This is a genomic window from Acinetobacter sp. TY1, from assembly GCF_048551395.1.
Classification (GTDB): Bacteria; Pseudomonadota; Gammaproteobacteria; order Pseudomonadales; family Moraxellaceae; genus Acinetobacter.
In genome coordinates, this window is record NZ_JBLYZK010000003.1 from 57,228 (window position 1) to 71,670 (window position 14,443).

The following is a 14,443-nucleotide window of genomic DNA, read 5'->3' on the forward strand; positions in this document are numbered from 1 at the left end:
GGCATTCTACTCAGTTTTCAATAATGGTCTTAAAGTAATTCTTTGCGTAATTGTTCTGGGCTTTTCATCGACAATAAACCTGGCGCAACATCAAATGCTGTTTTCGCACCATACTGTTGCATTTGGTTCAAGCGATAACATGCTCGTGCATACGCAACCAATACGCTCGCAGTAAATTCAGGATTACTCTCCAATTTTAATGAAAACTCAACCACTTGATTCTGTTCATCACTCGTATTACCACTACGAATCACAAAACCACCATGTGGCATTTTTTGATGGTTTTGTTTCAATGTCGCTCCATCAATAAAATTCACAGTCGTGTCGTAATCTGCAAAATAATCTGGCATGGTTACAATCGCTTGTTCGACTATTTTTGCATCCGCACCATCTTCAAGTACCACATAACATTCACGTTGATGTTTTTCTTTAGTCGTTAAAGTTGGACGCATACCACTACGTACTTTTTCAATCGCATCTTTCGATGGAATCGTATATTGCACGCCTGCTTTCACGCCATCTATACGACGGATTGCATCTGAATGCCCTTGGCTTAAGCCTTTCCCCCAAAAGGTATACGTTTCCCCGTCAGGTAATAAGGCTTCACCAAATAAACGGTTAATTGAGAACATCCCTGGATCCCAACCAATTGAAATCATCGCTGTTTTTTTATTAGCAATCGCAGGTGCATCTACCGCAGCAAAATATTCAGGAATACGGGCATGCGTATCAAAGCTATCTACTGTATTGAACTGACTCGCTAGAATCGGACCTTGTTGTGGCAAATCATCTTTAGAGCCCCCACATAAAATTAAAACATCAATTTCATCTTGGAAATCACTTAATGAATCCATAGCATAAACTTGCGTTTCCACAAAACATGGAGAAACCATTTTTGGTTCACGACGGCTAAAAATACCGACTAATTGTAAATCTGGATTTTTTTGAATCGCAGTTTCAACACCACGCCCAAGATTGCCATAACCAGCAATACCAATACGAATAGAATTTTGCATAAAAATGATGTCACTTAGTAAATAAAAAGACTAAAAATAAAAGTGAATGCCGAACCTTTTTAAATCAGGTATGAACTTTTATTTTGAATATTCCGAAAACAATAAACCTATAGCCTTAAACTTAGGTAACTCCATATTACATGAGCACGCACCAAAATAGAGCATCATTAACTATATAAAAATATCTAAATCTTTCTTCAACACACAAAATAAAAAAGCCTACATTATGCAGGCTTTTAGTGATCAAACAGAATTAAGCACCTGTTTGATAACTTGCTTTATCAACAGCAGTAGATGCTTGGTACGGATTTTTAAAATCATTCAAACCTGCAGCAGCCTCTTGAATATCTTTACCTTCTTTAATTACGAAAGTATCAAAACCTGAGCGCTTCATATAATTCAAGACATCTTTAAAAACATCGCCTGTTGCACGAAGCTCGCCTTGGTAGCCTTGACGGCGTAACAATGCAGCAAACGAGTAACCACGACCATCATTAAAGCCTGCAAATTCAATAAAGATTGCATCAAGCTGATCCAACGGAAATGCATTGGTTTCAGGTGAAGCATCTACAGTAATATAGAGTGCTTTTTTACCTGAAATATTGCCAATTTGATCTAACTGCTCAACAGTTAAAACCACATCACCTTGCGGTAATACACCATCTTCACCAATCACTTGATAAGTATTGTCTGCAATTGAGCCATCTTTAAAGAGGACTTGAAGTGCTGTATTAAGCATATGCGCGCTCCTTAAATGGTTGAATGCCGACACGGCGGTAAGTTTCGATAAACTCTTCGCCTTCTGCACGTAAATCTAAATAGGTATTTAAAATTTCTTCAACAATATCAGGTACAACGTCTGCTGCAAATGATGGACCGAGAATATCACCAATCGATGCATCGTGATCCGCATTACCGCCAAGTGTAATTTGATAAAATTCTGCGCCTTTTTTATCTACGCCTAAAATACCAATATTACCCACATGGTGGTGACCACAGGCATTCATACAACCCGAAATATTAAGATCAAGTTTACCTAAGTTATAAATGGTATCTAAGTCATCAAAACGGCGTGAAATCGCTTCTGAAATTGGAATTGATTTTGCATTTGCCAATGAACAGAAATCACCACCCGGACAACAAATAATATCGGTAATAAAACCAATATGCGCACGAGCTAAGTTATTTTGATCAAGGATTTGCCACAATTCGAACAAATCTTTTTGTGGTACATCGACCAAAGAAATGTTTTGTTCGTGTGTAGTACGTAATTCACCGAAAGTATATTTATCTGCAAGATCTGCAATCAAATTCATTTCTTCAGTGGTCATATCACCCGGTGCAACACCTGTACGTTTCAATGAAATCGTCACAATACGATAACCTGCAACTTTGTGGGCATTGGTGTTGATGTTAAACCACTGTTTGAATTTTGGATGTTCTGCAAACTGTGCAGTAAAATCTTCATCTACATAATTTTGATAATCAAACGGTGTAAATTCTTCGTCTAATTTTTCCAAAATTTCAGGCTGAATTTTCAAAGTTTTAATGGTTTCAGCAAATTCAGCTTCAACTTTTTCAGCAAAGACAACAGGCGTCAGAGCTTTAACTAAAATTTTGATACGTGCTTTATATTTATTATCACGGCGACCATGCAAGTTATACACACGCAATACCGCTTCTAAATAGGCAATTAAATCTTCACGTGGCAAGAAGTCACGTATGAAGCTACCAATAATTGGAGTACGACCTAAGCCACCACCCACTTTGATTTTATAGCCCATCTCGCCTGTTTCATTACGTACGATATAGACACCGATGTCATGAAATGCAGTTGCAGCACGATCTGTTTCTTCTAAAGCAGATACTGCAATTTTAAATTTACGTGGTAAAAATGCAAACTCAGGATGGAAAGTTGACCATTGGCGAATCAATTCGCAGGTTGCACGTGGATCAGCAATTTCACCTGCTACAACACCCGCATATTGATCCGTTGTGGTATTACGAATACAGTTTCCTGAGGTTTGAATAGCATGCATTTGAACCGTTGCAAGCTCAGCCAACATATCAGGGACGTTTTCTAGCGCAGGCCAGTTAAACTGAATATTCTGACGTGTTGATACGTGTGCATAGCCACGGTCATATTCTTTTGCAAGCTCTGCGACTTTGCGCAACTGATTTGAGTTCATCAAACCATAAGGAACTGCAATACGAAGCATCGGTGCATAACGTTGCACATAAAGTCCATTTTGTAAACGTAAAGGGCGATACTCGTCTTCTGTGAGTTTACCCGCTAAATAACGTTCCGTTTGATCACGGAATTGGGCAACACGTTCATTGATCAGTTGTTGATCGAAATCAGTATATAAATACATGGCGTACAGCTAGTAGATTCATTATAACGATGCACAATATAACGAGATTTCATCTATCAATAAAATGTTTTTTTTCCATACTTTATAACGGTTTTATTGATAAGCATTCATCAAAGACTTGATTAGCAACACTTTCATCTTAAATTGTCATTTTATACAGATTATTGATGTTTTTATTCATTACTTATGATTTTTTATGATAAGTATTTTTAAAGAAATACGCCCGATATGTCCCTTGTTTATTCTGCATCTAAAATTTGAGGTGACCTTTACTTACAATGCTATTATCTTTTTAGATATCAGGTTCTGTCTTGTCTGCATTATACGCATTACTGTTATTTTCAAAAAAAATTCTACAATTTTAGCTGAAAACAAAAAGCCTGACGAATCAGACTTTTTGGATATATCACTAAAGAGAATTATTATTTGTCAGGCAATGCATAAGCAACGATAGAATCACCCATTTTGGTACCAAATGAACCATGACCACCAGCCATGATTACAACGTATTGTTTACCATTGCTTTCATACGTCATTGGTGTTGCTTGTCCACCTGCTGGTAGACGACCTTTCCAAAGTTCATCACCATTAGTGACATTGATCGCACGAATGTAATCATCTTGAGTTGCACCTACGAACATCACATTACCCGCAGTTGAAATTGAACCACCCAACATTGGTACACCCATTTTAAATGGTGGTAATGGAATACCTGGCATACTATCTCGAATTGTACCAATACGACGTTTCCAAGCAACATCATGCGTTTTTAAATCGACACCAGCAACATAACCCCATGCAGGTTGTTTACATGGCAAACCAAATGGTGAAAGAAACGCACTAATTTCAACGCCGTAAGGCACGCCATACATTGGTTGAACACCAGCCTCTGTACCTGCACCTTTGGCCGTTTTTTCACGATTTGGATCTTGTGGAATCAGTTTCGAAACAAATGGTAAGCCAATTGGATTCATTACAGCAATTTGACGGTCAGGATTGAGTGACATCCCCCCCCATTCAAATACACCTAAGTTACCTGGAAAAACGAGAGTTCCATTTTCAGAAGGTGGCGTATAAATTCCATCATAATTTAATTTATGGAACGAAACACGACACATCAACTGATCAAACATGGTTGCACCCCACATTTGTTTATCAGTTAAATTATCTTTAGGCGCAAGGTTGAAGTCAGAGAATGGTTGAGTTTTAGCATACCACTCACCTTTGGTTTGCGGACCACGTTTCACTGTTTGTGGTACAGGACGTTCATTGATAGGAATAATTGCTTTACCCGTACGACGGTCTAGAACAAAAACATTTCCTGTTTTAGTCAATACATAAATTGCAGGAACAGTTTGCCCTGTTTTATCTTTAATATCGGCTAAAGTAGGTTGCGCAGGTACATCCATATCCCACAAATCGTGGTGTGTTGTTTGGAAATTCCAAATCAATTGACCCGTAGTTGCATTAATTGCAAGCATAGAATTTGCATAACGTTCATGTAATTCCGTACGGTTTCCGCCCCAAATATCAGGCGTACCAACACCAGTAGGCACATAAACAATATCTAGTTTTGCATCATAAGCCAACGGTGCCCAAGCATTCGGTGAGTTTTGAACATATTTTTGACCTGGAGCAGGGATCTGATTTGGATTCTCTGCACCCGTATCAAAAACCCAAAGAAGCTCACCTGTATTTACGTCATAACCGCGAATCACACCAGAAGGTTCTTCAGTTGAGAAGTTATCTGTAGTCGAACCACCAATAATAATGGTTGTACCAGTGACAACAGGAGGAGATGTTGGGATATAACCACCTGGATAAGGGAATGGCATATCTTTTTGTAAATCAACTTCACCATTATGACCGAAGTCAGAACAGGCTTTACCAGTTTCAGCATTAACTGCAACAATACGGCCATCATTGACAGGTAAAATGACTTTTTTAGGGCATTCTGTAGAAGATGATTTTTTAGCTTGTAAACTTGTAGCAAAGCCAACTGTATTATTTGCATCGTAGTAAGAAACACCACGACACGTTAAATGTTGGAATGTATTGTCAGATTTAAGTTTTGGATCATATACCCATTTCTCTTTACCTGTTGTTGGGTCAAGAGAAACCAACCGTTGGTGAGTGGTACACAAGTAAACATTGTTTCCAACTTTAATTGGTGTGACCTGATTGGTGGTTTCGCCTGAATCATTCTCAGTTTTAAACTCGCCCGTATGATATTCCCAAGCAACTTTCAAATCTTTGACATTCGTTTCATTAATTTGAGTGAGTGGTGAATAACGTAAACCTGATTGAGTACGACCATAAGCAGGCCAATCGCCATCAGCAATACCTTCAATTGAAGCAGGAGTCGGTTGTTTCGTGGTTAAAGTGCCACGTATTTCTTGCGGATCATTAAAAACTGAATAGACCATCACTGCAATGGTGATTGCCAATGTACTTGTTAATGCAATTTTTGCACTTTTAGTTTCACGGAATCCACGAGTAACCGCAGGAATTAATAAGAATAAACCAAATACGCCCAATATATCTAATCGTGGTGCGAGAGCAAAAAAGTCTGAACCAACTTCCCACAATCCCCATACGACTGTACCTAGAACAAGTGCAGAATATACAATCAGTGCTGAACTTTTTAATTTATGCAATAAAACTGCTGTAACAATGAAGAGTAAACCTGCAATGATGTAGTACCAAGACCCACCAAGCACTGCAAGATAAATCCCTCCAAGCAGAAGTACTAAACCAATGATTACAGCAATAATTGCTGCAATGGTTCTCAGTACTGAGCCTGCCGAAGATGGAGTATTCATAATGACCACCTATTTTTAAGACTTATAAAAGCCCATATTGAGACAACTCAACTATGGACACCTTTTATAATTTTTAGATAACAGCTATCTAACCGATCTAACTTAAAGATCATCATTTGACATAAAAGATAGAGCGACCAAACTCAAATACCTGCCATCTAAAAATTAGAATGCTGTTTGAAATTTAATGCCGCCAACCCATGTATTTTCGCCATTTTTATAAGCGCCAACATGGCGAATATATTGAATATTTGGACGAACTGTTAACCAGTTTGTCGCATGGAAGCCATAATAAATTTCGGCATCGTATTCTTCACTTTGTAAACCACGTGCATCAATAGTGTTGTTAACACGATTTGCATCATTGACATCATCATTCATGCTAATACGTGCAAAGCCCATTGCAATTTCATCTTTCGGGCGAGCATCAAATGCGCCTTTATAGACCAAGCCAACGTTTTGCATATCACTAACTGCATTGGTCTTTGAATCATGCAACGTTAAGTTTATAAAGCCAGTTAAACCACGAGAAGTATCACCATGATGTGCAGTAAGTTGTTGTTTCACAACGACCCATCCACCTTGTTTGTGATCAGTTTCATTTGAGTTTTTAATTACGTCAGCATCTGCGGTACTGTAGTAATATCCTAGACGATACTCACCAGAGAGGCTTTTATTCCCTATTTTTGGCTGCCAAACCACTTCAGCTGGAATAATTGCGCCTTTTGAACCATCGGTACTGAGATTCCAACCTTTTCCACGCTCAAGATTTTCAGGGTTATATTCATAAACACCAACTTGAGCATAAACTTCAGGGTTAATATTATATTTCAAACGAGCAGCCCATTGACTCACAGGCCAGTTGTACCATTGATCACCAACCCAGTTACCAACTTGTGAACCACACAGAGCTAAATTTTGGAAATCACAATCAAAGCTATTAAAATCCTCGCCTTCACCAAAACGTCCAACTTTGACATCTAACTTTTGATCGAGAAATTGCTTCTTGATCCAAAAATCAGTTAAACGCCAAGTTTGTTCTCGTCCCCAAACTTCTTGTGATGAACTTAAATGACCATTAAGTGCATCAGAGGTTTGAGAAAGCGAACGACCATTACGTTCAGTCACGGTAATTTGTGCTTCGGTGTCTTTCCAACCAAGGACTTTTTCTAAATCGATATGCGTACCAATCGCAAATTGGTCAGCGTATTCAGTACCATTGCTTGAATGCTCTTTAGAATCCAATAGCGTTGCCAACTCCCCAGTATAGCCAAAGTTAAAATCATAACCTTTTTGCTTCAATGCGGTACGTTGACCATTCCAATCACCCAGCATCCATGGACTTTCTGGGCTAAATGCATCAGCGGCATGGCTAAGAGAAGCACCTAAAATGAAGCTTCCCAAAGCACAACAAACTGATTTAGAGATAAATGAGTAATACATGGCTATGTATCAACCTTAATATTTTTATGTGTCTTACATGTAGCTTACGCCTATTTTTTGTAAATTAATGTTTGAAATTTATACACACATCCCAAGTTATTGTAATTTAGTTCTTAATAAATATTTTTAATTTGTAAAAAGCAACTCGACTTAAGTATAAATTAATCAACACATAAGTAAGTATTTTCCCATTGATTGGGAAAAAATTGACCTTCAAGTAGTCTAATGTAGCGCCCGCCAATGCAATCTATGGGTAAACAATCATCTACCTCTAGTACACGATCTGTATGTTGTTTTTGCCAATGCATTGCAAAGTACGCTTTACCTCGTTGTTTTGCTAAATCTGAACTTGGAGCAACAATCAAAATATAGCGATGCAATTCACCAAATTCACGAGCATCATAGCCTCCTAAATTAATCAGCCAAAGTTTTTCATCATGTAAATTTGGCTGTGTATCTGCAAATTGGATTTGATAATGTCTTCCTTCACCTTGTACAGCATTGATTTGCATCCATGCATCAATATGTAAACCTTTCTTTTCACCAAACCATACATTTTTTAATTGAGGGTAGGTCTCTTGTAAGGTATCACCGATTGCGAAAACCACATCATGCACTTCTGTATTTGCTCGTGCATGACGACCACCGAGCATAACCATAAATAAGTTGGACATTTTCAATCCTTAAAAATAAAAATCCCCCTTTTTAAAGGGAGATTTAGAGGAACTCATTTAAAAACCCACTCTTTAGAAACAATATTCCTCACATTTATAAAAGGGGGAATATTGAATCCTTACATGTCAACCATTTCTACGCCATCAATACGCGCAACGGTCATCAAATCTTTATCTCCACGACCTGAAACAGTCGCAATAATAATTTGATCTTTCGACATCGTAGGTGCAAGTTTCGTCACGTATGCCATTGCATGTGAGCTTTCAAGCGCAGGAATAATTCCCTCAATATGTGTTAAATCACGGAAACCTTGTAACGCTTCATTGTCATTGATTGGTACATATTCCACACGATGCATATCTTTTAAGAAACTGTGTTCAGGACCAACACCAGGATAATCCAACCCTGCTGAAATTGAGTGCGTTTCAATGATCTGACCCTGTTCATCAGACATCAAATAAGTACGGTTACCATGAAGTACGCCAACATGACCTGCATTTAATGGTGCAGAATGTTTACCCGTTTCGATGCCATAGCCAGCCGCTTCAACACCATACATTTTCACATCTTGATCATTTAAGAATGGATAGAACAAGCCCATCGCATTTGAACCACCACCCACACATGCTACAAGGGCATCAGGTAAGCGACCTGCTTGCTCTTGAATTTGTTTACGTGCTTCACGACCAATAATCGATTGGAAATCACGAACCAATTGTGGGTATGGATGTGGACCTGCCACTGTACCAATCACATAATACGTCGAATCTACGTTTGTTACCCAATCACGCATTGCTTCATTCATCGCATCTTTTAACGTTTTAGAGCCACTTTCTACAGGTACAACCGTCGCACCAAGTAAACGCATACGGTACACATTCATGGCTTGACGTTTTACATCTTCTGCACCCATGAACACGACACATTCAAGACCTAAACGTGCTGCAATTGTTGCCGTAGCAACACCATGTTGACCTGCACCTGTTTCGGCAATAATACGTTTTTTACCTGAAAGTTTAGCCAACAACGCCTGACCAATGGTGTTATTCACTTTGTGAGAACCTGTATGATTAAGGTCTTCACGTTTCAAATAAATTTGCGCACCACCTAACTCTTTTGACCATCGCTCTGCATGATATAACGGACTTGGGCGTCCAACGTAATACGCCAAATCACGGTCGAACTCTGCCAAGAACTGTGCATCATCTTTCATACGGAAATAGAGTTTTTCTAAATCCTCAAGTGCTGCCATTAAAGTTTCTGATACAAAACGTCCACCATGGATACCAAAATGCCCGTTTTTGTCAGGAAATTGGGTATAGTCAATCACTTGATCTTGTAAATTATCTTGTTGATTACTTTGCTGATCCACGTTGGACTCCTTGCATAAAGCGTTCTATGAGTTGTTGGTCTTTTATACCTTTGCTTGATTCTACCCCACCACTTACGTCTACGGCATAAGCACCTGTGGTATGAATCGCATCTTCAACATTTTCAGGTGTTAAACCACCTGCCAAAATTAAAGGAATATCGAGTTTTGGGAACTGTGTCCAATCAAAACGATGCCCTGTGCCACCTTTGAGCTCAGGATGCCATGCGTCTAGTAACATAGCACTCGCACCTACTTGTTGGTATTGATGAATCGTTTCGATCATTTCAGCACTAGTCACATCAGGTTTAACCTGAATCGCTTTATACCAACGTCTCCTAACGTGATTGGCAATCTGCTGACACTGTTCAGGGCTTTCATCACCATGAAACTGTAAAATGTCTAAATGTACATCTTTCAGAATTTCGGCAATTTCATCTGCTGTCGCATTAACGAACAAACCCACCACTTGCACATAAGTAGGAACTGCCTGTACCAATGCAATTGCTTCGGCTTTATTGACACTACGTGGGCTCGGTGGAAAAAATACAAAACCAATGGCATCTGCGCCTGCATCGACCACCGCTTTTATATCTTGTACTCGAGTAATACCACAAATTTTGGCACGGGTACGCATATTCAACGCTCTGATTTTATGGGTTACATCGCCATATAGAGAATATCAAGGCGAACCATTGTAATCCAATTTTTTAAACTTGCGTGTAGTTCAGTCTGATTATTATTCTAGATCAATCAATTTTATAGTGTATTTTTCAGTAGATGGAATCCAACTTTAAGTACAAACTTATGGTTTCTATCATCTGATCGAAAGGACATTGTTTAAATGTTCCGCAAACTTTATACTTCGCCCACTTACAGCAAGCGAAGCTTTTTAGCTTTAGGGAAGTTGGTGGAAATCCGACACTGCCCCCGCAACGGTAAAATGAACCGCATATCGTTATAAGTCATAAGATTTACACCACTGCAATTTTTTTGTGGGAAGGTGGATATGTCAATATTGCAATGCAATATTTATATTTAAGTCCGGATACCCGCCTGTTGTGCCCATCCACCAATCATTCACGGGGAGTGAATGTATGGAGCATATCATGTCTATTCTTTTTAAACCTACCGCACTTGTAGGTGCTATTGCGATTGCAATGGGATTTTCTACTACTGTTTCTGCTGAATCTTCTGTAAATAGCTCAGCCAAATTACAACCTATTGTAATTACAGCGACGCGCTCTGAAGAAAAAATTGAAAATATTCCTGCACGCATTTCAATTATTGAACCTCATATTTTAGAACAATCGCCAATTGCCGAATTACCTCACTTGCTCATGAGCGATGCATCAATTGATATGATGCAATATGGCGGTTATGGTCAAGCAGCATCAATTTTCACCCGTGGCACAAATTCAACGCATACCCTTGTCCTACGTGATGGCGTACGTCTCAATACTGGTTCAGCAGGTTCAGCTTCACTTGCCTTTATTGATACCACGGACATCAAACAAATTGAAGTCCTTAAAGGCCCTGCATCTGTATTGTATGGTACAGATGCAATTGGTGGTGTTGTTCAGCTAGTGTCAAAAACACCTGAAAAAACAGGTGCATTTGTTACAGGTGAAATTGGCGAACACAATACTTATAAATCGGTTATTGGTGCTGACCTTGCTGAAAATGGTGTATATGCCCAAATTCGCGGACAACGTCTTGAATCAGATGGTACACAAGTTACCGATTTTAAAGACAGTAATGTCAAAGCAGGCGCTTATGATCAAAAAGGCATAAGTGCAAAATTCGGTATTGATAAAAAACGCTATGCAGCTTCTGTTGACTATTCAGAAAACCAAGGTACTGCAACTTATGTTGATGGTATCAATGATGCAAATTGGAATCTGATTGGTCTTAAAAATGTTTCACAAGATTTTAAAAATGAAGTGATTAATCTTAAAGGTCGTATCAATGTCAATGATAGCCTTTCAGTAAATGCTCGTTTGTCACAATTCAAAGATGACTTAGAGCAAAATGACTCAAATGATTCAATTTTCAACACCACTAAAGAAGCCGAGTTGACTGCTAAATGGCAATTTACGCCAACACAAAATATCTTAGCAGGTGTCGCAACCAAAAATATTGAATCTGATGTTGTGTCAGGAAGTGGTTTTTATGGTGTAGATTACGACAAAGAAGTCGAAAGTACGGGTTACTTTGTTCAACATCAATATCAGACTGAAAAACTTCATACACAATTGGGTCTTCGTGTCGAAGATCATGAAACCTTTGGTACACATACTGTTGGTCAAGCTGCTGCTCGCTATCAAGTTTTACCTTCTACGAGCGTCTATACCAATATTGGTACAGCATTCCGTGCGCCAACCAATAACGATTTATATGCTTTAAGTTGGGGGGGGAATCCTGATCTCAAAGCTGAAGAAAGCATGTCGTATGAAATTGGTTTAGATCAAAAAATTACGGATAATTTAAAAGCAGGCATTTCGGCTTATCGTAATGAAGTCGATGATTTGATTACTTATGTAACTGATCCTATCACTTACGAAGGTCGTTTATATAATGTTAAAAAAGCTACTTTTACAGGTGGTGAGTTCAATTTAGATTGGGCAAATGACGATTTATTTGCCAACTTGTCTTATGCTTATGTACAGCCAAAAGACAAAGAAACAGATAAAGATCTCGCACGTCGTTCACGTCAAAGTTTGACATTTACGACAGGAATTCAAAACGACGTATATGGCATTAGCACATCTGTATCGGCAAAGTCTAAACCGAAAAATAGCAGTGTTTCAGGCTATGCAACAGTTGATGTGAATGCTTTTTGGAATGTAAATCCAAATGTTAAACTTTTCACAAATATTCAAAACATTGGCGATGTCGAATACAAAACCACATCGTATAGTAATGGTTACTACTATGTGAATGGTGGTCGTCTTGCATCGGCAGGTGTGACATTTAAGTATTAAGATAAATGCTAAGATTTTAAAGCACAATCTAAGTACATAAAATTTTAGGATAATGTCATGTACATGGCATTATCCTTTTTCGTCTCTAGACAAATAAATTAGCAATTTAAGGAAAAACATTATGGGTCACCGTTTAAGTAAAATTTATACTCGTACAGGCGATTCAGGAACGACTGGTTTGGGCGATGGCTCACGCGTAGCTAAAGATGATTTTCGCATTGATGCTTTAGGCGATGTCGATGAACTAAATTCTATTGTCGGTGTATTGCGTTCCCAAATTGCGGTGAGTGCCATTGCAGATAAAGCACCTTGGGATAAATCACTGAGCCTGATTCAACATTGGTTATTCGATTTAGGCGGTGAAGTGTGTATTCCCAATTATCATTTATTACAATCAGTTGCGATTGACTATTTGGAAAACGAAATTGACAAAATGAATGAAGATTTACCCATGTTGAAAGAATTCATTTTGCCATCAGGAACATTGGTGTGTAGCTATACGCATCAAGCACGTTCTGTATGTCGTCGCGCAGAACGTAGCTTAATGACAGTACACAGTCGTGATCAAAATATTCAAGCTACAGCTTTGCAATTACTCAATCGTTTATCTGATTGGTTCTTTGTTGCATCTCGTGCATTACAACGTGCGGAAGGTGGTAGCGAAGTGCTTTGGCAAAAAAATATTAATGAGACGATTTGATCTAATTTTGCTTAAATATACAATAAAAGTTCCCTCTCCTCTTAGGCGAGGGCTAGGGAGGGATCTCCTCCCCTTTATACTCTTGCGGTGCAAATATAGTACCCGATACTTTTTAAAATTCATTTAACGTTTCAATACAATATGCGGTTATGTTCAACTTATACTTTTAGTTAGAAAAAAAGCAAATAGAGTTCATTATGAAAATCATCGGACATCGTGGTGCGCGCGGAGAAGCACCTGAAAACACACTCGGTGGATTTCAATATATCCATGACTTAGGCATCCGTGCAGTCGAATTTGATGTACGGCAACTCAAAGATGATGCGTTAATTGTTATGCACGATGATAACTTCCTCAGAACCACTGGCATAGATCAAAAACTCTACCAACTAGATAGCACTCAATTCGAAGCCTACAATCAAGCCAATATTTGGATGGATTGGGAAAAGCAAGTAACACCAACCTTACGCCAAAGCTTAAACATCATGCATGACTTTGATCATCTTGAAGTCGAAGTCAAAGCAGTAGATACTCAAGCACAAGCTGAAAAATTAATTGCCGAATTACAACAACAACTCAAAGGCTTTGAGCATACAGCCGTAATCACCAGTTTTGACCTTAAAATTCATCATGCATTAATCCTTCAAAACACCCATTTTAAACATGGCTTACTCATAGAAAATGACATTGGCGAAAAAGCCATTGAACAAGCTATAGAATTACAATGTTGTCAAATCGGTTGGATGAATCAGTTGGCAACAGATGAGATAATCAAAACAACACAAAAAGCAGGTTTAGCGGTCAGTGTATGGACAGTGAATGATATTGAACGAGCCAAACATTTACGTAACCTAAAAATTGATGGGCTGATCACTGACTTTCCGAAAATGATGCAAATAGCGTTAGAACAAATCAAATAAATACTTTTGTTTTGCACAAAAAGCCTATTTTTTTATATAAATTAAATTAATAAACAATAGGATTGAAGTTCAATTCTACAGTCTTATAGGATTTCAATTGAATAAAAAACACTTCCGTATCTACTGACTTTAGTGTCAT

At 38.4% G+C, this 14,443-nt stretch carries 11 protein-coding genes and 1 riboswitch; of the genes, 3 read left to right on the plus strand and 8 right to left on the minus strand.

The annotated features are described in order from the left end of the window. Positions 1 to 29: 29 nt before the first annotated feature. From ACK2M2_RS02890 to ACK2M2_RS02925, 8 genes are all read right to left on the minus strand, one after another. Positions 30 to 1,016, minus strand: coding sequence for a diaminopimelate dehydrogenase (locus tag ACK2M2_RS02890; RefSeq protein ID WP_419346061.1), 987 nt, complete (start codon positions 1,014 to 1,016; stop codon positions 30 to 32). A 253-nt stretch (positions 1,017 to 1,269) separates the two neighbouring features. Then, positions 1,270 to 1,755 carry a DUF934 domain-containing protein gene (locus tag ACK2M2_RS02895; RefSeq protein ID WP_419346062.1) on the minus strand — a complete coding sequence of 162 codons (486 nt, stop codon included), beginning with the start codon at positions 1,753 to 1,755 and terminating at the stop codon, positions 1,270 to 1,272. Next, on the minus strand, positions 1,748 to 3,391 hold the full coding sequence (locus ACK2M2_RS02900; protein WP_419346063.1) for a nitrite/sulfite reductase: 1,644 nt from the start codon (positions 3,389 to 3,391) through the stop codon (positions 1,748 to 1,750). The genes ACK2M2_RS02895 and ACK2M2_RS02900 overlap by 8 nt, the downstream gene beginning before the upstream one ends. A 422-nt stretch (positions 3,392 to 3,813) precedes the next feature. After that, positions 3,814 to 6,213, minus strand: a complete 2,400-nt coding sequence (locus tag ACK2M2_RS02905) for a glucose/quinate/shikimate family membrane-bound PQQ-dependent dehydrogenase (RefSeq protein ID WP_409510337.1) — start codon at positions 6,211 to 6,213, stop codon at positions 3,814 to 3,816. A 165-nt stretch (positions 6,214 to 6,378) separates the two neighbouring features. After that, positions 6,379 to 7,656, minus strand: a complete 1,278-nt coding sequence (locus tag ACK2M2_RS02910; protein WP_419346064.1) for a carbohydrate porin — start codon at positions 7,654 to 7,656, stop codon at positions 6,379 to 6,381. Between the two features lie 161 nt (positions 7,657 to 7,817). Continuing rightward, positions 7,818 to 8,330 carry a DUF1543 domain-containing protein gene (locus ACK2M2_RS02915; RefSeq protein WP_419346065.1) on the minus strand — a complete coding sequence of 171 codons (513 nt, stop codon included), beginning with the start codon at positions 8,328 to 8,330 and terminating at the stop codon, positions 7,818 to 7,820. A gap of 119 nt (positions 8,331 to 8,449) precedes the next feature. Beyond that, complete coding sequence (gene trpB, locus ACK2M2_RS02920) at positions 8,450 to 9,703, minus strand: tryptophan synthase subunit beta (RefSeq protein WP_409510334.1); 1,254 nt, start codon at positions 9,701 to 9,703, stop codon at positions 8,450 to 8,452. After that, positions 9,687 to 10,337: a phosphoribosylanthranilate isomerase gene (locus ACK2M2_RS02925; protein WP_419346066.1), complete on the minus strand. Its 651-nt coding sequence runs from the start codon at positions 10,335 to 10,337 to the stop codon at positions 9,687 to 9,689. The genes trpB and ACK2M2_RS02925 overlap by 17 nt, the downstream gene beginning before the upstream one ends. A gap of 226 nt (positions 10,338 to 10,563) precedes the next feature. Next, positions 10,564 to 10,775: riboswitch (cobalamin riboswitch) on the plus strand. Between the two features lie 34 nt (positions 10,776 to 10,809). On the opposite strand from ACK2M2_RS02925, the gene ACK2M2_RS02930 reads away from it, so the two are divergent. From ACK2M2_RS02930 to ACK2M2_RS02940, 3 genes are all read left to right on the plus strand, one after another. Continuing rightward, positions 10,810 to 12,684, plus strand: a complete 1,875-nt coding sequence (locus tag ACK2M2_RS02930; protein WP_419346067.1) for a TonB-dependent receptor plug domain-containing protein — start codon at positions 10,810 to 10,812, stop codon at positions 12,682 to 12,684. Between the two features lie 121 nt (positions 12,685 to 12,805). After that, on the plus strand, positions 12,806 to 13,384 hold the full coding sequence (locus tag ACK2M2_RS02935) for a cob(I)yrinic acid a,c-diamide adenosyltransferase (protein WP_419346068.1): 579 nt from the start codon (positions 12,806 to 12,808) through the stop codon (positions 13,382 to 13,384). Positions 13,385 to 13,581: 197 nt separating this feature from the next. Beyond that, positions 13,582 to 14,304 carry a glycerophosphodiester phosphodiesterase gene (locus tag ACK2M2_RS02940; protein WP_419346069.1) on the plus strand — a complete coding sequence of 241 codons (723 nt, stop codon included), beginning with the start codon at positions 13,582 to 13,584 and terminating at the stop codon, positions 14,302 to 14,304. Positions 14,305 to 14,443: the final 139 nt, after the last annotated feature.